The sequence below is a fragment of the Sphingomonas sp. GW821-FHT10C01 genome, assembly GCF_059415525.1.
In genome coordinates this window covers 1,947,535-1,967,341 of sequence record NZ_JBWKNK010000001.1, presented here as the reverse complement: position 1 = coordinate 1,967,341, position 19,807 = coordinate 1,947,535, and the positions used below count along the sequence as shown (strand labels likewise).

The 19,807-nt window shown below is 65.7% G+C and carries 21 protein-coding genes; 2 read left to right on the top strand and 19 right to left on the bottom strand.

Annotated elements, in window-relative coordinates; translation table 11 throughout:
- Positions 1 to 49: 49 nt before the first annotated feature.
- The 10 genes from AC07M1_RS09525 to AC07M1_RS09480 all read right to left on the bottom strand — a co-directional run bounded on the left by AC07M1_RS09525 (position 50) and on the right by AC07M1_RS09480 (position 10,908).
- A complete protein-coding gene (locus tag AC07M1_RS09525; protein WP_495162304.1) occupies positions 50 to 2,200 on the bottom strand; it encodes a prolyl oligopeptidase family serine peptidase in 2,151 nt (716 codons plus the stop codon).
- Positions 2,201 to 2,866: 666 nt separating this feature from the next.
- Positions 2,867 to 3,289, bottom strand: coding sequence for a 50S ribosomal protein L17 (gene rplQ / locus AC07M1_RS09520; protein WP_495162303.1), 423 nt, complete (start codon positions 3,287 to 3,289; stop codon positions 2,867 to 2,869).
- Between the two features lie 191 nt (positions 3,290 to 3,480).
- On the bottom strand, positions 3,481 to 4,542 hold the full coding sequence (locus AC07M1_RS09515; RefSeq protein ID WP_495162302.1) for a DNA-directed RNA polymerase subunit alpha: 1,062 nt from the start codon (positions 4,540 to 4,542) through the stop codon (positions 3,481 to 3,483).
- A gap of 104 nt (positions 4,543 to 4,646) precedes the next feature.
- A complete protein-coding gene (gene rpsK / locus AC07M1_RS09510; RefSeq protein WP_066579261.1) occupies positions 4,647 to 5,036 on the bottom strand; it encodes a 30S ribosomal protein S11 in 390 nt (129 codons plus the stop codon).
- 61 nt (positions 5,037 to 5,097) lie between these two features.
- Positions 5,098 to 5,466: a 30S ribosomal protein S13 gene (gene rpsM / locus AC07M1_RS09505; RefSeq protein WP_495162301.1), complete on the bottom strand. Its 369-nt coding sequence runs from the start codon at positions 5,464 to 5,466 to the stop codon at positions 5,098 to 5,100.
- Positions 5,467 to 5,698: 232 nt separating this feature from the next.
- The gene (locus AC07M1_RS09500; protein ID WP_495162300.1) at positions 5,699 to 7,051 is read right to left on the bottom strand and encodes a sensor histidine kinase; all 1,353 of its coding nucleotides are present in this window, start codon (positions 7,049 to 7,051) and stop codon (positions 5,699 to 5,701) included.
- Positions 7,048 to 7,743 (bottom strand): response regulator transcription factor, encoded by a 696-nt coding sequence (locus AC07M1_RS09495; RefSeq protein WP_495162299.1) that lies wholly within the window; start codon positions 7,741 to 7,743, stop codon positions 7,048 to 7,050. The genes AC07M1_RS09500 and AC07M1_RS09495 overlap by 4 nt, the downstream gene beginning before the upstream one ends.
- A 100-nt stretch (positions 7,744 to 7,843) precedes the next feature.
- The gene (locus AC07M1_RS09490; protein ID WP_495162298.1) at positions 7,844 to 8,005 is read right to left on the bottom strand and encodes a hypothetical protein; all 162 of its coding nucleotides are present in this window, start codon (positions 8,003 to 8,005) and stop codon (positions 7,844 to 7,846) included.
- 104 nt (positions 8,006 to 8,109) lie between these two features.
- Complete coding sequence (locus tag AC07M1_RS09485; protein WP_495162297.1) at positions 8,110 to 8,625, bottom strand: SRPBCC family protein; 516 nt, start codon at positions 8,623 to 8,625, stop codon at positions 8,110 to 8,112.
- Between the two features lie 51 nt (positions 8,626 to 8,676).
- Positions 8,677 to 10,908, bottom strand: coding sequence for a S9 family peptidase (locus tag AC07M1_RS09480; RefSeq protein ID WP_495162296.1), 2,232 nt, complete (start codon positions 10,906 to 10,908; stop codon positions 8,677 to 8,679).
- Between the two features lie 160 nt (positions 10,909 to 11,068).
- Here AC07M1_RS09480 and AC07M1_RS09475 point away from each other — a divergent pair, with 160 nt between their 5' ends.
- Positions 11,069 to 12,151 (top strand): hypothetical protein, encoded by a 1,083-nt coding sequence (locus AC07M1_RS09475; RefSeq protein ID WP_495162295.1) that lies wholly within the window; start codon positions 11,069 to 11,071, stop codon positions 12,149 to 12,151.
- On the opposite strand, the gene soxR is transcribed toward AC07M1_RS09475, so the two are convergent.
- Positions 12,145 to 12,609, bottom strand: a complete 465-nt coding sequence (gene soxR / locus AC07M1_RS09470) for a redox-sensitive transcriptional activator SoxR (RefSeq protein ID WP_495162294.1) — start codon at positions 12,607 to 12,609, stop codon at positions 12,145 to 12,147. The two genes, AC07M1_RS09475 and soxR, sit on opposite strands and share 7 nt — an antisense overlap.
- Positions 12,610 to 12,698: 89 nt before the next feature.
- Between soxR and AC07M1_RS09465 the strand changes: the two genes are divergently transcribed.
- The gene (locus AC07M1_RS09465; protein WP_495162293.1) at positions 12,699 to 13,073 is read left to right on the top strand and encodes a VOC family protein; all 375 of its coding nucleotides are present in this window, start codon (positions 12,699 to 12,701) and stop codon (positions 13,071 to 13,073) included.
- Between the two features lie 3 nt (positions 13,074 to 13,076).
- Here the strand turns inward: AC07M1_RS09465 and AC07M1_RS09460 are convergent, their stop codons facing one another.
- The 8 genes from AC07M1_RS09460 to rimM all read right to left on the bottom strand — a co-directional run bounded on the left by AC07M1_RS09460 (position 13,077) and on the right by rimM (position 19,806).
- Positions 13,077 to 14,717 (bottom strand): cation:proton antiporter domain-containing protein, encoded by a 1,641-nt coding sequence (locus AC07M1_RS09460; protein ID WP_495162292.1) that lies wholly within the window; start codon positions 14,715 to 14,717, stop codon positions 13,077 to 13,079.
- A 223-nt stretch (positions 14,718 to 14,940) separates the two neighbouring features.
- Complete coding sequence (locus tag AC07M1_RS09455; RefSeq protein ID WP_495162291.1) at positions 14,941 to 15,327, bottom strand: hypothetical protein; 387 nt, start codon at positions 15,325 to 15,327, stop codon at positions 14,941 to 14,943.
- 116 nt (positions 15,328 to 15,443) lie between these two features.
- On the bottom strand, positions 15,444 to 15,836 hold the full coding sequence (rplS, locus tag AC07M1_RS09450; protein ID WP_495162290.1) for a 50S ribosomal protein L19: 393 nt from the start codon (positions 15,834 to 15,836) through the stop codon (positions 15,444 to 15,446).
- A 1-nt stretch (position 15,837) separates the two neighbouring features.
- Entirely contained in the window at positions 15,838 to 16,566 is a 729-nt protein-coding gene (gene trmD, locus AC07M1_RS09445) for a tRNA (guanosine(37)-N1)-methyltransferase TrmD (protein WP_495162289.1), read from the bottom strand.
- A 4-nt stretch (positions 16,567 to 16,570) separates the two neighbouring features.
- Positions 16,571 to 16,915 (bottom strand): type II toxin-antitoxin system VapC family toxin, encoded by a 345-nt coding sequence (locus tag AC07M1_RS09440; RefSeq protein WP_495162288.1) that lies wholly within the window; start codon positions 16,913 to 16,915, stop codon positions 16,571 to 16,573.
- A 10-nt stretch (positions 16,916 to 16,925) separates the two neighbouring features.
- The gene (locus tag AC07M1_RS09435) at positions 16,926 to 18,431 is read right to left on the bottom strand and encodes a serine hydrolase domain-containing protein (RefSeq protein ID WP_495162287.1); all 1,506 of its coding nucleotides are present in this window, start codon (positions 18,429 to 18,431) and stop codon (positions 16,926 to 16,928) included.
- Positions 18,432 to 18,476: 45 nt separating this feature from the next.
- Positions 18,477 to 19,307: a metallophosphoesterase family protein gene (locus AC07M1_RS09430; protein WP_495162286.1), complete on the bottom strand. Its 831-nt coding sequence runs from the start codon at positions 19,305 to 19,307 to the stop codon at positions 18,477 to 18,479.
- 7 nt (positions 19,308 to 19,314) lie between these two features.
- Positions 19,315 to 19,806: a ribosome maturation factor RimM gene (gene rimM, locus AC07M1_RS09425; RefSeq protein ID WP_495162285.1), complete on the bottom strand. Its 492-nt coding sequence runs from the start codon at positions 19,804 to 19,806 to the stop codon at positions 19,315 to 19,317.
- Between the last annotated feature and the right edge of the window lies 1 nt (position 19,807).

The following is a 19,807-nucleotide window of genomic DNA, read 5'->3' as shown; positions in this document are numbered from 1 at the left end:
GGAACCTATCGAATACGCGCCTCAATACAAGGCGATGGAAGGGCAAGTCCTACTGGACGGGCTTGACGTCCAGCCCCGTCCACTTGGCGGCAAAGGCCCAGAGGTCGGAGGTTTCCTGGATGATCTTATCCGTCGGCTTGCCGGTACCATGGCCCGCGCGGGTCTCAATCCGCACCAGATGCGGCTTGGGACCGATGTCCGCCGCCTGCAGGGCCGCCGTGTACTTGAACGTATGGCCGGGCACGACGCGATCGTCAGTGTCCGCGGTGGTCGCCAGGATCGCCGGATAGGTCTTGCCCGAGGCGATGTTGTGGTACGGCGAATAGGTCCGCAGCACCTTCCACTCCGCTTCCTTCGACGGGTGGCCGTAATCGTCCACCCAATAGCGGCCAGCGGTCCAGCGATCGAAGCGCAGCATGTCCATCACGCCGACGGCAGGCAGCGCCGCCGCAAACAGGTCGGGCCGCTGGTTCACCACCGCGCCGACCAGCATGCCGCCGTTCGAGCCGCCCTGGATGGCAAGGCCATCCTTCTTGGTGATGCCCTGCGCGATCAGATATTCGCCGGCGCCGATGAAGTCGTCGAAGCTGTTCTGCTTGTTGGCGAGACGACCGCCATTGTGCCATGCCTTGCCATATTCGCCGCCGCCGCGAATGTTGGCGAGGACGAACACGCCACCCTGCTCCATCCAGGCGAGACGCGAGGCCGAGAAGGCCGGGCCGTAGCTGACATTGAACCCGCCATAGCCCCACAGCAGGGTCGGCGCAGGACCGGTCACATCCTTCCGCTTGACGATGAACATCGGCACCTTGGTGCCGTCCTTCGACGTGTAGAAGCGCTGTTCGACGCCGTATTTGTTCGGATCGAACGCGACCTTGGGCTGCGCCCATGCAGTCGCCTTGCCAGTCTTCACGTCGTAGCGATAGACGGTCGGCGGCGTGTTGAAGCTGGTGAAGGCGTAGAAGGCCTCGTTCGAATCCGGATCGCCGCTGAAGCCGGAGACCGCACCGATTCCCGGCGTCGCGACCTTGCCCAGCAGCTTGCCGTCGAGCGAGTAGCGGCGCAGTTCGTCCTTGGCATCAACCAGATAGCTGGCGAATAGCTGACCGCCGACGATGCCGGCCCCCTCGAGCGTCGCCGAATCCTCGGGAATCAGGTCGGTTGCGACCGGATTCGCCGACGCGATGTCCATCGACACCAGCTTGAGCTTCGGCGCGCCCTTGTTGGTCGTCCAGAAGAAGCGCGTGCCGATATTGCCGGCGAGGCTCCAGTTATTCTCCAGCCCCGCGATCAGCTTGCGCGGCTTGGCGCCCGGGGTCTTGAGGTCGATCAGTGTGATCTCATAGCGATCATCGGTGCCTTCGGTGGTGGTAATAACCAGCCAGCTGCCGTCGTCGGTGATCTGCGCGAAATGGCCCCGCTTCGGCGTTTCCGGAGTCGAATAGATCAGCCGGTCAGCGCTCTGCGGCGTGCCGATCTTGTGGAAATAGACCGCCTGGTTCTCGTTGAGCTGCTGGAACGCCTGACCTTCGACGGGCGCGGGGAAGCGGGAATAATAGAAGCCCGAGCCGTCCTTCGCCCAGGTAAGCGCGCTGAACTTCATCCACTTGACCTCGTCGTCCAGCGTCTTGCCGGTGGCGACGTCGAGCACCTTGACCGTGCGCCAGTCGCTGCCGCCGTCCTGAATGCCATAGACCAGCAGCTTGCCGTCCTCGGACGGCACCCATTCGGACAGCGCGGTCGCGCCGTCCTTGGCCCAGCCATTGGGATCGATCAGCACGCGGCCGGGGCCATCGACGCTGTCGCGAACCCAAAGCACCGCCTGGTTCTGGAGGCCGGTATTGTGGCTGTAGAAATAGCGGCTGCCCTTGTGCTTCGGCACGCCGAACCGCTCATAGTCGTACAGCTGCTTGATGCGGGCACGGAAGACGTCGCGGCCCGGCAGCGACGCGAGATAGGCATCGGTCAGCTTGTTCTGCGCCTCGACCCATGCCGCGACTTCCTTGTCGTTGCGCACGTCGTTCTCGAGCCAGCGATAGGGGTCGGCGATCTTCTGACCAAAGCTCTCGTCGGTCACGTCGACACGCTTGGTTTCGGGATAGGCGATCGGGGCAGGCATCGTGCTGGTCGACTCCGGGCTGGCATGAACGATGGGGGCTGCGAACAGCAGCGGAAGGGCGATCAGCGACGCGCGGCGCATTGGTATCTCCTGAAACGGGAACCGCGGCACCCTATTCCGACGGTGGCGCTGGTCAAGCACGCCGGTTGACGAACTTGACGCAAATGCGGGGATTTTCGGCGAACGCACCTGCGACGCGACAGGTTCGCGACCACGACGCGACACCCAGGCGCCACCGGCGCGCCGGAAACGGACAGCAGCGCGACACGCACGCGACCTGAGGATGACGGGTTCGGACAGATACGCGACGGGATCAGACCATTACGCGACCGCGACACGGCGGGTTCGCGACGGCATCGCACCCGCGTGGGGGTGAAGGAGTGAATGGCAGACCGGTTCATCGCACAGGATAAACCAGATGAATTCCTACATTGAAAGGGAGAGAGTTCAGTGCCTTCAGACAAGACCGCCGAGCCCGGTCGTCCAGCTGGCCCAGCCCACGACCAGCAGCGGCAAGGCGGCGAAGCCGATCGCCACCGCATTGCCCGCACTGTTGCCCGCCTTCGAACGCATCTCAACCTCCGGTGCGAGGAACCATCCTCGCCATCCTGCCGCAGAGATAGGAAGTCGTTGCGGTTTCGAAAGGTTCAGCAATTCTTTCGAGGCAAAAATACCCGCTTTGCACATCGCAAAAGGGCGGCCGCACCGGAGTGCGACCGCCCTTTCGATTTGGCTTGTGAGCGCGGATCAGGCCGCTTCGTCGAAGTCCTCGTCGTTCAGCACCGGACCCGAATCCTGGCCCTTGGCCGAGACGTCGCGATCGACGAACTCGATGATCGCCATCGGCGCCGCGTCCGAAGCGCGCGGACCAGCCTTGATGATGCGGGTATAGCCGCCGTTGCGGTCGGCATAGCGCGCGGCCAGAACGTCGAACAGCTTCACCAGCTGCGCGTCGTCGAGGAGACGAGCATGCGCGAGACGGCGGTTCGAAAGGCCGCCCTTCTTCGCCAGCGTCACCAGCTTCTCGACGTAGGGACGCAGTTCCTTCGCCTTGGCGACGGTGGTGGTGATCTGCTCGTGCTTGATCAACGCGGCCGACATGTTGCGGAACAGCGCGGCGCGATGGGCCGAGGTACGCTGAAGCTTACGACCGCCGTACTTATGGCGCATGGGTATTTCCTTTCAGTTCGTTCGGGGGCCGTATCAGGTACCCCGGACCAGGCAGCACTTGGGGTGGCTGCCGATAACCCATCTCTTCGGAGCCGGCCCGCCGCGGCAAAGCCGCGGCGTCGGACGGGTTCTGCGACCCGCCGGCCAGGCTGGTTTCGTCTCCGGCGCAGCATCGCTGCGCCGGTGCGAAATCAGCCCATGATCTCCTGCTCGAGCTTCTTGGCCATCTCTTCGATGTTCTCAGGCGGCCAGCCCGGGATTTCCATGCCGAGGCGCAGACCCATCGACGACAGCACTTCCTTGATTTCGTTCAGCGACTTGCGGCCGAAATTCGGGGTGCGCAGCATCTCGGCTTCGGTCTTCTGGACCAGATCGCCGATGTAGATGATGTTGTCGTTCTTGAGGCAGTTGGCCGAACGGACCGACAGCTCGAGCTCGTCCACCTTCTTGAGAAGGTAGCGGTTGATCGTCGCGGTGTCGCCCGAGCCACCTTCCGACGCGGCCGGAGCGGCCACGCCGATCGGCGCCGAACGGGTAACGGCCGAATCGTCGAAGTGAACGAACAGCGCCAGCTGGTCCTGCAGAATGCGCGCGGCATAGGCCACGGCGTCCTCAGGAGTCACGGTGCCGTCGGTCTCGACAGAGAGGCTGAGCTTGTCGTAGTCAAGCTCCTGCCCGACGCGGGTGTTCTCGACCTTGTAGCTCACCTGACGGACCGGCGAGTAAAGCGCGTCGACCGGGATCAGACCGATCGGCGCATCGGCCGGACGGTTCGCGGCGGCGGGGACATAGCCCTTACCGGTGTCCGCGACGAGTTCCATGTTGAGCGTCGCGCCATCGTCGAGGTGACACAGCACCAGATCGGGGTTCATCACTTCGATGTCGCCCGAAACGGCGATGTCACCGGCCTTGACTTCGGCCGGGCCGGTCGCGCTGAGCTGGAGGCGCTTGGCGCCCTCGCCCTGCATCTTGAGCGCGATCTGCTTCACGTTGAGCACGAGATCGGTCACGTCCTCACGCACGCCGGCGAGCGACGAGAATTCGTGAAGCACGTTCTCGATCTTGATCGAGGTCACCGCCGCGCCCTGGAGCGACGAGAGCAGCACGCGGCGCAGCGCGTTGCCGAGCGTCAGGCCGAAACCGCGCTCCAGCGGCTCAGCGACAAAGGTCGCCTTCCGCTTGCCGTCACCGCCCTTTTTCTCAAGGCCGTTCGGCTTCTTCAGTTCCTGCCAGTTCTTTGCGTTGACAGACACAGGCTTCCCCTGGGTTGGGCAGGACGGGGCTATCCTGCCAGGATTGGAGCCGCCTCCAGCCCGGATCCGGCATCCCGAATCCGCGGCGGAGGCGGAAAGTCAAATCAGACGCGACGACGCTTGCTGGGGCGAACGCCGTTGTGCGGGATCGAGGTCACGTCGCGGATCGACGTGATCTGGAAACCAACCGCCTGCAGCGCGCGCAGCGCCGACTCACGGCCCGAACCCGGACCCTTGACCTCGACCTCGAGCGTGCGGACGCCGTGCTCGGCAGCCTTGCGGCCCGCGTCTTCAGCGGCGACCTGGGCGGCGTACGGGGTCGACTTGCGCGACCCCTTGAAGCCCATCATGCCAGCCGACGACCAGCTGATCGCGTTGCCCTGCGCGTCCGTGATCGTGATCATGGTGTTGTTGAAGCTGGCGTTCACATGGGCGACGCCGGCGGTGATGTTCTTGCGCTCGCGACGGCGAAGACGCTGTGGTGCTTGTGCCATTATTCAGTAATCCTTCGAATCTGCGAAGAAAGGCGGGCCGCCGGTCAAGCGGCCCAGCGACTTACTTCTTCTTACCAGCGATCGGCTTCGCCTTGCCCTTGCGGGTGCGCGCATTGGTATGCGTGCGCTGGCCGCGAACGGGCAGACCCTTGCGATGACGCAGGCCGCGATAGCAGGCCAGGTCCATCAGGCGCTTGATGTTCATCGCGGTTTCGCGGCGAAGATCGCCCTCGACGGTGTAGGCGCCGTCGATGGTCTCGCGGATCTGAAGTACTTCCTGGTCCGACAGGTCCTGCACGCGACGCTCGGCGGCGATGCCCAGCTTCGTCGTGATTTCCTTGGCCTTCGCGGGGCCGATGCCGTGGATATACTGAAGCGCGATCAGTACGCGCTTGTTCGTCGGGAGGTTAACACCCGCAATACGTGCCATGAATCTTGTTCTCCCAGCTCCACGGGGCGTGCATGGCAGCAAACCCCATCTCGTAGCGTTGACCCGAAACGCAGTCGCGCGGCACACGCTCTAAAGCGCTGCCGGTCGAACGGGTTTCGGAAGATGCGCGACATATGCAGTCGCACCCGGACTGTCAAGCACCGGTGCGATGCGCGCTGGAATAGGCCTCGTATATAGTAAACGGGGCCGCGGGCCAAGGATGGTATCGCGATCAATCGGCGGGCAGCAGGATCGACGCGACAAGCCCCGGCGCGTTGTCGCTCAGATCGAGTCGCCCGCCGTGGAGCCGGGCGACGCTGTCGACCAGGGAAAGGCCGAGTCCGGCTCCCGGACGGCCGCGTGCGGCGTCGAGCCGACCGAAACGCGCAATCGCCTCGGCGCGCTCGCCCACGGCAATGCCCGGCCCGCGATCGGCGACCGCGAGGGCGATCTCGCCGCCGGGCGTCCGGGCGAGGCGCAGCGTAATAACGGTGCCGGGCGCATATTTGAGCGCATTGTCGATCAGGTTCGCCAGCGCCTGCGACAGCAGCTCGCGATGGACCGGGAGGCTGCCGAGCGGTTGCGCGGGCAACGCAACGTCCAGCACGCCCCCCGCCTCCTCCGCGACGGGCGCATAGAGGTCGCCCAGCTCGCCAAGCATCGCCGCGAGGTCGACTCGCTGAAAGGTCGCGGCGCCGCCGGCCTCTGCGCGCGAGATTTCGAGCAGGGTGCTCAGCATCCTCAGCATGATGTCCGCTTCGGCCAGGACGCCGGCGATCGCGGCGTCCCGCTGAGCCGGATCGCCACTCGTCGCCGCCTGCTCGGCCCGGCTGCGTAGTCGCATCAAGGGTGAGCGGAGGTCATGGCCGACGCTGTCGGTGACCACCCGCAGCTCACTGACCAGCCGCTCGATCCGTTCGAGCATGCCGTCGACCCGTGCGCCGAGCCGGTCGAACGCGTCCCCGCGCGCAGGCCGCAATCCCACGCGGCGCGACATATCGCCCGCGGCGGCGCCCTCGACCACCTGCGCGATCCGGTCGACACGGCGGGCGACATAGCGGCTAAGGATCACCCCGCCCGCGATGCCGAGCAGGACCGCCGCCGCGATGGCCCAGAACAGCGCGCGCTCGATCGCCCGCTGGGTCCGCTCCCAATCGTTGAGCAGGCGTCCGGCGACCAGATAGTCACGGCCGAGCGGGCGCAGTTCAACCCCGGCCTCGCTCTGCGACCAGGGATCGCCGCTGCCGATCGCACCGATCTCGAATCCCGGCCGCAACGGACGGGCGAGCCGGTCCGGGCCGACGCCGACCCGCCGTCTGCCCTGCGCATCGACGACCGCCGCGACCAGCGAATTGTCGGGATCGTCGGCACTGATCTCGGCGATGGCGGCGTCCAGCGCGCGGATTCCCCCGGTACGATAGACCGACGCGAGCGTGTCGGTCTGCTGCGCGGCATCGCGACGCAGCACGCCGATCGCGTCCTCATGTGTTTGCTGCCAGATCAGCGCGGCGAGCGCGATCGCGGTGGCGATCGATAGCAATGCCGCCAGCGCCGCGATCCGCACCGTGATCGGCAGGCGGTTCACCGCTCGATGGCCAGCCGATAGCCCGCGCCGCGCACCGTATGCAGGATCGGTGGCTCCATCCCCTCCTCCAGCTTGCGCCGGAGCCGGCCCATATGAACATCGACGACGTTCGATCCCGGATCGAAATGATAGTTCCAGACCTTTTCGAGCATCATCGTCCGCGTCACGACCTGGCCGGCGTTGCGCGCGAGATATTCCAGCAAGGCGAACTCGCGCCCGCCGATCGCGAGCTGGTGCCCCTGCCGGGTGACGGTGCGCGCGATCAGGTCGACCTCGAGGTCGCCGACCACCAGCCGGGACTGTGCCGTGCCAGCAGATGCCGCCGGGCCCGCTCGCCGCAGCAACGCACTCACGCGCGCGAGCAGCTCGGAGAAGGCGAATGGCTTGGGGAGATAGTCGTCGGCGCCGGCGTCGAGCCCCGCGATACGATCGTCAACGGTGCCGAGCGCCGACAGGACCAGCACCGGCGTCCCGACACCCGCAGCGCGGATCGCTGCGATCATCGCCAGCCCGTCGAGCCCCGGCAGCATGCGATCCGCGACGATCGCGTCGAACAGGCCGTCACTGGCCAGGAACAGCCCGTCGCGCCCGTCGCCCGTCTGCTCGACGGTGAAGCCCGCCTCGGCCAGCCCCTTGGCGACATAGGTCGCGGTGGCGGCATCGTCCTCGACGATCAGGATCTTTCGGGTCATCGTGCGCCTCGCCTTGCCGGGAAGCTAATCATGCGGAAAGCCGGCGGAAAGGGGGTTCCGCCGGCTTTCGACAAGGTTAGGGAAGACGGATCGTCCGGGCTTACGACGCCTTCTTCGCCTTGTGCGGCTTCTTCGCCTTGACCTGCTTGTGAACCTTGACCGACTTCTCGGCCTTGGGCGCGGCGGTAGGCGTGCTGGCCATCGCGAGCGTCGGGGCGGCGATCAGCGACAGGGCAACGGCAGGGAGCAGGAGTTTGCGCATAGCTTGAGATCCACTCGTTTGCGGGAGAGGCATTGCGCCTCGCCCTGCCCCCGCTTCTAGACCCCGCTACCCGTCGTGGCGGTGACGGGCAGATGAAAACTTCTTCATCTTGCGGCCTCGGCCGCCGCCTTCAGCCCCGGCATCTGCGCGCCGATCACCCCGTCCACGGCGCTGACGAAACCGGCGAGTCCGGACGGGTGATAGCCGCCGACGACATAGGTCACCGTCAGCTCGGTCCCCTGCCCCACCGGCTTGAGCGCGAAAGTCATCGTCGCGTTCACCGCGCCGCTCTGCAGCGGACCGAACGCGCCGGAGATACGCAGCGCCTTGCCGCGTACGGCATAGATGGTGCGGCCATGCTCGACGCCACCGCCGGGCAACTTCTCGCACCAGCAGCCACCGGGGTTGGTATCCCAGCTGATGTTGGCGCTGTCGCCCGAGTAGGTGTGGTCCTTGCTCCACCATAGCGACGGTTTGGCAACGGTATCCCACACCTTCTCCGGTGGTGCCGCGATGGCCAGCTTGTGCGTCGAGACGAACCCGCCCGGATCGGACTTGGTCACTTCGCCCGCCGCCGGCCATCCCGCCAGTACTGCCGCCGCCACGATCATCTTGCGCATTGTTCCGCCCTCCTCCCAGAAAGGCTGATCCTGCGGCGATGCCCCGTCAAATCATTTCGCGGACGCATCCTTCTTCGCGGTGCTGCGGTCGAGAAAGTCGAGGATCGTCTTCCAAAGATGGACGCTGACGCCCGGCCCGCCGACCTTGTGGGTCTGGCCGGGGTAGAGCATCACCTCGAACGGCACCGCCGCGCCCTGCAGCTTCGACATCATCACCGTCGAATGCTCCAGCACGACATTGTCGTCGGCCATGCCGTGGATCAGCAGCAGCGGATCGCTGATCTTCGTGGCGTCGGCGACGGTGTTGGCCTTGTCATAGGCGCCCTGCACCTTGCGCGGATCGCCCATGTAGCGCTCGGTATAATGGGTGTCGTACAGTTCCCACTTGCTCACCGGCGCGCCCGAGACGCCCGCCGCGAAGGTGCCCGGCGCGGCCTGGAGCATCTTGAGCGTCATATAGCCGCCATAGGACCAGCCATAGGTGGTGATCTTGGCCGGATCGACGAAGTCGAGCGTCTTCAGATACGCGGCGCCGGCGAGCTGGTCCTGAACCTCGACCCCGCCCATCGCCTGGAAGAGGTGATCCTCGAACGCCTTGCCACGGTTGGCCGCGCCGCGATTGTCGAGCACGAACCAGATATAGCCGCGATCGACGATATATTGCTGGAGCGCGCCGCCCCATTGGCGGCTGACCTGCTGTGAATGCGGGCCGCCATAATGCTGGAAGAACACCGGGTATTTCTTGCCCGGCTCCAGCTTGGGCGTGATCATCTCCCAATGCAGGACGGTGCCGTCGGCGGCCTTGATCGTCCCAAACTGCTTGGCGCGATGCGCGGCGAGATAGGGCGCATAGGGGTGATCGCCCGCGACCTTGTTCTCATTGACCCAGGCCAGGCGCTTGCCGGCCGCGTCGGTCAGCATCACCTGGGTCGGTTGATCGCCTTTCGAACGGGTGACGACGATGCGGCTCGCCGTGTCATTGGTCTTGGCGGCGTACCAGAAGCCCGGCTCACTGATCCGCGTGATCGCGCCGGGCTTGTTCAGGTCCAGCGTGTAGAGGTGCCGTTCGAGCACCCCGTCCTTGTTGCCGAGGAAGGTCACCCGCCCCTTCGCCTCGTCCACCCCGACCAGTTCGGCGACTTCCCAGTCGCCCTTGGTCAGCTGGGTCCAGTTGCCGTCCTTGAAGCGATAGAGATGGCCATGGCCGTCACGCTCGGACCACCAGATCAGGCTGCCGTCCTTGAGCGGGCGATAGGCGTCGGACAAATTGACCCAGCTGCGTTCGCCCGATTTTTCGCTGAACAGGATGCGCGACGTGCCGGTGGCGGGATCGACCGCAAGCATGTCGAGCACGCTCTGCGCGCGGTTCTGGCGCTGGACCAGCAGCGTCTTGCCGTCGGACGTCCAGTCGACACGGGCGAGATAGATATCGGTCTCGGTGCCGAGATCAACCTTCACCTTGCCGCTGCCGTCGGGGTTGATGACGTAGAGGTCGACCAGCACGTTGGCGGTGCCCGCCTTGGGATAGCGCTGGTCGTAGACTCGCGTCCCTTCCGCGCCGATCGCCGCGCGGCTGACGATGCCGACCGGCGTCTCGTCGAACCGCTGGACGGCGATACGCTTGTCGTCGGGCGACCACCAGTAACCGGTGCGGCGTCCCATCTCTTCCTGCGCGACGAACTCCGCCTCGCCGAAATAGACATTGCCCTTGCCCTCGGTCGTCGCCTTGCTCTCCGCGCCAGTGACGAGGTTGAGCACCACGAGGTTCTGGTCGCGAACATAGGAGGCGAAATGGCCGCCAGGGCTGATCTCGGGGTTCAGCTCCCCCGCCTCGCTCTTGGTCAACCGCCGCACATCGCCGGCCAGCGTCGCGAGGTAGAGGTCGCCGTCGAGCGGCACCAGGACCGACTTGCCATCCGGCGCCCAATCATAGGCGACGATCCCCCGCGTCCCGCCGACGCGCGCGCGCTCGCGCTGCATCTTCTCCGCTTCGGACAGTTCGGCGCCGGTACCGACCTTCTTGCTGTCGACCAGCATCCGCCATTCGCCCGATGTGGTGTCCATCGCCCACAGGTCATAGCGGTCGCGGTCCTCGGCGCGGTTGCGCAACACCGTTACATATTTGCCATCAGGCGAAAGTTTCAGTGTGCGCGGATTGCTGCCGGCAAGGTCGGGGCTGGCGAAGACGCGTTCCAGCGTCAGCTTCTGGGGTACCGCCTGTTGCGCTTCAGCCGGCATCGCCCACACGCCCGCCATCATCACACCCGCCAGCCATCGCTTCATCAAACCTCTCCGGAACAAGGGGTCGCTTATTGCGGAGCGTTCACGAGCGGTAAAGCGCCATGGCTGTTGAAGCGAAAACGGTTTGGGGAAATACCCCTTCACGGAACGGACGCGTAACAGTGCGAGTTGTCGCACGGTCCAGTATAACAAGGGAACGATCATGAAGCAGCGAATGACCAAAGGCGTCGCTACCCTGGCTCTCTTTGCAACGGTGTTCACACCGATCGCGGTCGCCGCGCAGGAGAATGACCTGCAGGGTATCCGATCGAGCCGGGGCGACTCCGAATTGCAGCGGCGCGGCTACAAGCTTGAGAAACGGTCGGGCGATTCGCAGTTCTGGTGGAATTCGCGCACCGACACCTGCATCCGCGTGAATGTGTGGCGGGGCCAGTATGAGTCGATCTCGAGCGCTTCCAAGTCCGATTGCGGCAAGGGTGGTCCCTCGGCCGGCGTCGTGGTCGGCGCGGCGGTCGCGATCGGCCTGATCGCGGCGTTGGCGAGCAAGAAGGACAAGGGTCCCGACTATAAGCGCGGCTACGACGACGGCCTGAACGGCAACCCCTATGATCGTAACGGCAACGACCGCTATCGCGAAGGCTATCAGGCCGGCGAGACCGAGGCGCAGAAGCGTCCCGATCCGCAACGCGATCCCGACTACAAGCGTGGCTATGACGATGGCCTCTACGGCAGAAATTATGACCGCCGGGGCAACGACCGCTATCGTGAAGGCTATCAAGCCGGTCAGAACGACGCGCGTCGCCCCGACCCCCAGCGCGACCCCGACTATAAGCGCGGCTATGACGACGGTCTCTACGGCAGAAACTATGACCGTCGCGGCAACGACCGCTATCGTGAAGGCTATCAGGCCGGCCAGAACGACGCGCGCCGACCCGATCCCCAGCGCGACCCAGAATACAAGCGCGGTTATGATGACGGTCTGTACGGCCAGACCTATGACCGCCGCGGCAACGACCGTTACCGCGAAGGGTATCAGGCCGGTCAGAATGACGCGCGCAACCGCCCGGATGACCGCAACTCGCTTCGCAATGTGCCGCAGGTCTCGCGCGACGCCTGCGCCCGCCGCGCCGACGACGACCTGAATGCGCGTCGCGGGACGAGCGTTCCGGTCAGCGCCCGCGAGCTCAACCGCAACGAGTGGGAAGTCGTGGTCGAGACCGGGCGCGAGCGTTCGCGCTGCACGGTCGATTCGCGCGGTTATGTGCGCAACCTGACCGCCTATTGACCCGGCTCGGGCCGCGCTTCGGACAACACGAAGCGCGGCCCGGGACCGTTGGCGGCCATCCGGTCGCCCGGATTGTACAGCCCACATGTCTTGAGCGACAGGCAGCCGCAGCCGATGCAGCTGTCCAGCGTCTCGCGCGTCCGCTCAAGCAGTGCGATGCGCCGGTCGATCTCGGCGCGGAAATGGCGGCTGATCCGTTCCCAGTCCGCCTGGGTCGGCGTGCGCCCATGGGGCAATTCCGCCAGTTCGGCGGCGATCTCCTCGATCTTCAGCCCGAGCTTCTGCGCGATCAGCGCGAAGGACAGACGGCGAATGTCCGATCGCAAGAAGCGGCGCTGGTTGCCGCTGGTGCGGATCGGCGACACCAGCCCCCGCTCCTCGTAGAAGCGGATCGCAGAGACCGACAGGCCGGTCCGCGCCGCCAGATCGCCAATCGTCAGCAGATCGCATCCACGCATGTCCGGCCCTCGAAACTTTGTGCTTGATCTCAACTTAAGTTGAGGTTGTACCGGGGACGGGCAATCACGCAACCGCAAAGGATATGTGGATGTCCGGCCCGATCATCGAACACGTCAACCTCACCGTCACCAACCCCGCCCGCACCGCAGAGCTGATGGAGCGGCTGTTCGGCTGGCACATCCGCTGGGAAGGTCCAGCACGCGACGGAGGCACCTCCATCCATGTCGGGGACGAACGCTTCTACATCGCCCTTTACGCGCCCCCGGGTGAACCGGAGGCGCGGTTTCCGAAAGGCGCGCCGCTCAATCATGTCGGCATCCTCGTCCGCGATCTCGACGCGATCGAGGACAAGGTCACGGAGGCCGGGCTGAAACCGTTCGCGCATGGCGACTATTCGCCCGGCCGCCGCTTCTACTTCCTCGACTATGACGGAATCGAGTTCGAGATCGTCTCCTATGGCTGAGGCCTAGGCCCCGCGCGGCAGCGGGTTGGCGCAGAGACTGAGCATCCGGTTCGCGATTTCGCGCTCGCCCATCACCACCTCGCCCGCGCCCGCAGCTTCGAGATGCTCGACCTCGGCATCCGAATGGGCGCGCGCGACGATCGCGATGTCGGGGCGGATCTTGCGGACCCCCTCGACCACCGCGCCGCCCTCGAACCCCTCGGGGATGGCGATCAGCAGCTTGCTCGCCCGTTCGATCCCGGCCGCCTCCAGCGCGGCGGGGTCGAGCGCGTTACCGCGCACGACGTTCAATCCGCCTTCCTTGGCCTCCTTGGCGGTATCGGCCTGATCCTCGATCAGGATGAACGCCCGGCCCCGCGCCTTCAGGTCACGCGCGATCAGCTTGCCGACGCGGCCATAGCCGATCAGCACGACATGGTCCTGCAGGTCGCCCGTATTGGCGGGCATCTCGACCGGATCGGTCTTTTCCTGCCGCTTAGGCACGCACCAGTTGAACAGGAACGGGTTGATGAAGATCGACAGCAGCGCACCCGCGAGGATCAGGTCGCGGCCCGCCGGCGGCAGGATCGCAAGGCTGGTGCCGAGCGTGGCGAGGATGAACGAGAATTCGCCGATCTGCGCCAGGCTCGCCGCCGCGGTGATCGCAGTGCGGTGGTTATGCTTGAGCGCGCGGACGATCAGATACGCCGCAACCGACTTGCCGAACACGATGATCAGCACCGTGGCGACCAGCGCCAGCGGCTGCGTGACCACGATCTGCGGATTGAACAACATGCCGACCGAGACGAAGAACAGCACCGCGAACGCGTCGCGCAACGGCAGCGTCTCCTCGGTCGCCTGACGGCTGAGCGGGGTCTCGCCCAGGATCATGCCGGCGAAGAAGGCGCCGAGCGCGAACGACACGTCGAATACGACCGCGGCACCAAAGGCGACGCCGAGCGCGATAGCGAGCACCGCCAAGCGGAACAGCTCGCGCGAACCGGTGTTGACCACCCAGTGCAGCGCCCAGGGGATCACCCGGCGGCCCACCACCAGCATCACGAAGAGGAAGCCGGTGATCTTGAACGCAGTCTGCGCCAGCGGCACCAGCAGCGCCGACCAAGTCGCGGGGGCATCGCCCTTCATCACCTCGGCGAGCGCGGGCAGCAGCACCAGCGCCAGCACCATCACCAGATCCTCGACGATCAGCCAGCCGACCGCGATGCGTCCGCGTTCGGTGTCGACGATGCCGAAACTCTGGAGCGCGCGCAGCAGCACCACGGTGCTGGCGACCGAGAGGGCGAGGCCGAAGACGAAGCCAGCGAGCGGATCCCAGCCCATCGTCCAGGACAAGCCCATGCCCATCAGCGTGGCGACCGCGATCTGGCCGATCGCGCCGGGGACCGCGACATTCTTCACCGACAACAGGTCGCGCAGCGAGAAGTGCAGGCCGACGCCGAACATCAGCAGGATCACGCCGATCTCGGCGAGCTCCGCGGCAAGGTCGCCGTCGCCGACAAAGCCTGGGGTGTGCGGACCGACAAGGATCCCCGCGAGCAGATAGCCCGCGATGGGCGAAACCTTCAGCCGATGGGCGACCGATCCCATGATGAAGGCGATAACGAGGCCGGCGACGATCGTGGCGATGAGCGGCGTATGATGCATAGGCAAAAATGTCCCTGTTTAGTGCCCGGGCCGTCAATGCGGCCCGGGTAACGGCTCACTACTCGGTCGTTGCGCCGACCAGTGCCGCGGCGATCGCGGCGCTACCGGCAATCCCGCTCCAGATCGCGGGTGCAAACCACCAGGGCGGCCGTTTGTTGCGTGGCGTTTCCATGACGTGTCTCCCAATGTCGCCGCCCGCGAGGGCGGGTTGGCTAGGGGGAAGTCAGGAAAGCGGCGGACCACGCGGACTGCCGTCCAGAACAGGGGGTAACGACAGCACAGGCGCCATCGCCAATGGTTCGGGAGAGGGAGGAAGGCCGTATTCGGGTGCCGCGGAAATGGCGGGCAGCGGTGCGATGGCGATCGTATCGCCCTGCCCGCTTGCCGGCTCATCGTCGCGGCGGATCGCCTCAGCCTGCTCCAGTGGCTGGGCGCGGCTGGGCTTGAGCGCGACCGCAGTGGTCGCGGGGTTGAATGCGGAGCCGAGCGCCGTGGTGCGCGGCACCCCAGCGAACATCAGTGAGGAGAGCAGCGCGGTAACGAGCGCCAGCCAGATCGACGCGAACTTGAGCGGCAACCGGGGCCGCTGCGTCTTCGCTGTCAGGATCATGCGGTTCGCCACAAGGCGAAAATAATGCGACTCGCCCGAAATTCAACGCACCGAAACGAAACGGGGCGCGGAAGTCATCACTTCCGCGCCCCGCGCTGTTCGTCTGGCGACGCGGCTTACTCGGCCGCGGCGACTTCCTTCGACGGGCGCGGATCGCGGCGCTCGGCGATGCGGGCCGACTTGCCGGTGCGGCCACGCAGGTAATAGAGCTTCGCACGACGCACGACGCCGCGACGGACGACTTCGATGCTGTCGATGTTCGGCGAATAGAGCGGGAAGACGCGCTCGACGCCCTCACCGAACGAAATCTTGCGAACGGTGAAGTTGCTGCCCATGCCCTTGTTGGCGCGGGCGATGCAGACGCCTTCATAGTTCTGAACGCGGGTGCGCTCGCCTTCGACGACCTTCACGCCGACCTTCAGCGTGTCGCCGGGGCGGAAATCGGGGATCTTCTTGTCGGCCAGGAACTTCGCGACGTTCTCGGCCTCGATCTGCTGGATGAGGTTCATCTCATTCGTCCTTCTTTTGCCGCGCGCCAGAGGGAGACTGGACCCGAGCGCCCTCATGGCGCTCCCAAAGATCCGGCCTCCTTAGCCGTGTATCGATCTCTGCCTGTTGCTTTCGCCAGGCCGCGATCTTCGCATGATCCCCCGATCGCAGCACTTGCGGGATCGTGCGCCCTTCCCATTCGACGGGCCGGGTGTACTGCGGATATTCGAGCAAGCCGCTTTCGAAGCTTTCCTCGACCCCGCTGGAAGGCGCGCCCATTACGCCGGGAAGCAGGCGAATGCAAGCGTCAAGCAGGACCAGTGCCCCCATCTCCCCGCCCGAGAGGATATAGTCGCCGATCGACACCGGCTCGATGCCGCGCGCCTCGAACAGGCGCTCGTCGAAGCCTTCGAACCGGCCGCACAGGATCGACACCCCTGGACCCGCCGCCAGTTCGCGCACGCGCTCCTGGGTCAGCGGCGCGCCGCGCGGGGTCATCGCCAGCATCGGGCGGACATAGCCGACGCTGTCGCAGGCGGCGGCGAGGATATCCGCCTTGAGCACCATCCCGGCCCCGCCGCCCGCCGGCGTGTCATCGACCGTGCGATGCTTGTCGGTGGCAAAATCGCGGATCTGGACGGTGTCGAGCGACCACTTCTCCTCCGTGAGCGCGCGCCCGGCGATCGAGGTGCCGAGCGGCCCCGGAAACATCTCCGGATAGAGGGTCAAAACGGTTGCGGCGAAGCTCATTGCGTCAAATGGTCCAGTCTTCGATGCGAAGCCCGGGCACATCCCGGAAGTCGCGAACATTGTGCGTCACCAGCGTTGCGCCCAGCGCCAGTGCATGCGCGGCGATCAGCCGGTCGAACTTGCCCCGCGCTTTCCGTGCCGCGGGGAAACGCTGCGCGGCAGCCGTGTCGAACGGCAGCACGCTTTCGGCAAAAGCGTCCGCCGAGGCAAGCCCGCCCAGCGCCAGTTCGGCGAACGAAATGGCGGAGATCGCGACTCCCTCTTCCCGCGTCGCCCGCAGCGCGACGCGGCAGCCGGGATCGCGCAGGATGCGGATGCAGATATCCGTATCCAGCAGGAACCGCGTCATTGCCGCGCCCTTACTTCCCCGGCTGCGGCGCGAAGCGCAGCGCCTGGATCGTCGGCGGGTTGGTCGGCGCCAGCAGGATCTGGCCGTCGAGCTTGCCCTTCTCGCAGTTCCAGCGGAAGTTGGCCGTCATGTACCCCTGCGGTCGCAGCGGTTCGGCGGTTGCGCAGGTGCCGACGATGTCCTTGATCCGCGCGAATTCCCTCGCCCAATTCTCCGCCGAGCGATCCATCAGGAAATTCATCGCGAGCCTGCCGTCGAGCGGCTTGAGATCAACCGCGGCATAGGCGGCACGGGCAGCGTCCTGCATCTCGCTGAGCACGGGCCGCAACGGGCCGCTTTGCCGCGTTACGGCATCGGCCTTCGCCAGCGCCCAGAGCGACTGCCATACCGGCAATGACGGCCCCTGATAGGTCCGGTTGGCGAATCCGAAGGCGGCGACGCCGCTTTCCGGCGCGAGCACCACGAAGCTGCCATAGCCCGGATAGCCCCCGCCATGCGCCAGCGTCAGGCCAAGGTCGCAATCGGGGGTGACGCGGAAGCCCATGCCATAGGCGCCGGCATGGACGCATTTGTCGTCCGGTCCAGCACCGGGCCGTGGCGTGATCCGCACGAAGTTCAGCCCCTGCGCCATCTCGCGCACCGTCGCGCGCTTGACCGGTCCGATCCCGGGTCCATCACGCGCCGGCCAGGCCGAAAGCAGGAAACCGACCCATTTCGCATAGTCGTTGGCGGTCGTGACGAGGCCACCCATCGCGCCGAACGCACCGTCGCGCATCCGCGGTTCCTCGACCCAGCGTTCATTCTCCCAGCGATAGCCGACCGCGAGCTTGTCGTTAGGCACTTCGCTCACCTCATAGGTCGAGGCGGTCATGCCGAGCGGGCGCAGGATCGTGTCACGGATATAGGCTTGATAGGGCTTGCCCGAGACGTTGGAGACGATGCGGCCGAGTAGAGCGTAGCCGAAATTGGAATATTCGTGGCGGCTTTGCGTCGGAAGCCCCCATGGCACGCCCGCCGCGATCATCCTGGTGAATTCGACCTCGGTCAGCACCTGCTGGCGGTCGCCCCACGGATCATCGGTAACGAAGCCGCCGACATGCTGGAGCAGATCACGGATGCGGATGCGCGGGCTGTCGCTGGTGGGATATTTCCAGCCGCGCATCTCGGGAACGTGCTTTTCGGCGAGATCGTCGAGCGACAGCTTGCCGTCATCGCGCAGCTTTAGGATGGCGAGCGCGGTGAACGCCTTGCTCATCGATGCGATGCGGAAGCGCGTGTCCATCATCACCGGCGCGCCACCGATCGTCTGCACACCCTGCGTCGAGGACAGGACGATTTTGCCGTCCTTCACCACGGCATAGACCAGACCCGGCACAGGCGTACGTTCCTGGAACTTCGCGAACGCATCTCCGACCTCGGCAATCGCGGCGGGCGGAAGCTGCGGCGCGGTCTGCGCGGCGGCGGGCAGCGCGACGGATGCGGCAAGAATGGAGAGCGGACGGATCAGGCGGTTCATCATCCGCCGAGGCAACCAGAGAAACTCCGATTCTGGAAGCGAAAATCAGCCGTTGCGGCCGCTGCGCAGCGCCTCGGCCCAATCCTCTCGCCCCTCGCGCTCAGCCTTGGAAGCAGCGGAAAGGTGATCATAGGGGATGGCGCACAGCTCGACCGTGGTGCCGCTCACCAGCGCGTAGCGGGCAAGCCGATCGCCATTCTCGACCGAATAGAAGGCTGGATGGTCGTCGGTATAGGCCTGAAGGCCGACGCTGCCGGGGTTGGCGAGGGTGCGGCCATCCGCGAGCATCACGACGCGTGCGACATGGGTATGGCCGCACAGGATCACCGGAGCCGCGGCGCCATCAAGACGCGTCTCGATCTCGGCGTCGGATGCATCGCGCAGGCCGATGCCTGCGACGCTGTGGATCAGATGCTCGACATCGCTGCGCGGGCTGCCGTGGACGCAAAGAATATCCCCCATTTTCGTCATCCCGGCCACCGTGCCGGGATCCACATCGCCACGAGCGATGCCATCGAGGCTCAAGCGCAGCGCCTGCGGGACCGTGGATCCCGGCACGGTGGCCGGGATGACGGTAAGCGCTTCAGGCTGATCGGCTAGCCAGGCGAGATGCGCATCGCTGAGGCATCCTCGAGCAAACCGGTCGGAAGCGTTCATCCGCTCCAGCGAATGCGTGAGCAATTGCCGCTCGTGATTGCCCGCAATCGTCGGCCAGCCCTCCCGCATCAGCAGATCGGCGGTCTCGGCCGGCCAGAGCGGCCCCGAAAGACTGTCGCCCAGATTGACGAAGCCGGTCGCTCCGGCGTTGCGCGCATCCGCGATGACCGCTTCGAGCGCGGGAAGGTTTCCGTGGATGTCGGAGAGGATCGCCAGCATGCGCCGGCTATTCCGCCCAGCCGTCGGCGACGGTCAGCGTCGCCGCGTCCCAGCGCGGAACCGCGGCGGGCCGCATCGGGATCATGAAGCGCTTCGCCCCCTGATTCTCGACCGGGGTCCGTTCGATCTCGACCACGTCGCCCGCGCCGAAATTCTCGACCGAAACGACGGTGCCGATCGCGTCCCCACCCTCGGAAACCGCGGCGAGCCCGATCAGATCGGCATGATAATATTCGCCCTCGCCCAGTTCCGGCAACGCGGTGCGCGGCACGGAAAGCTCGGTGCCGCGCATCTTCTCCGCGGCGGTCCGGTCGGCGATTTCGGCGAAACGGGCGATGGCGCCATTATTGCCATGACGCACCGATTTGAGCGTCAACGCACCGCCGTTGAAACTGCGGTGCGCGGACAGGTCATCGGCGAAGACCTTGAGACGGACCTCCCCCGTCACACCGTGCGCGCCGATGATGACGGCGAGCGTGACGGGGGCGTCCTTAACCAAG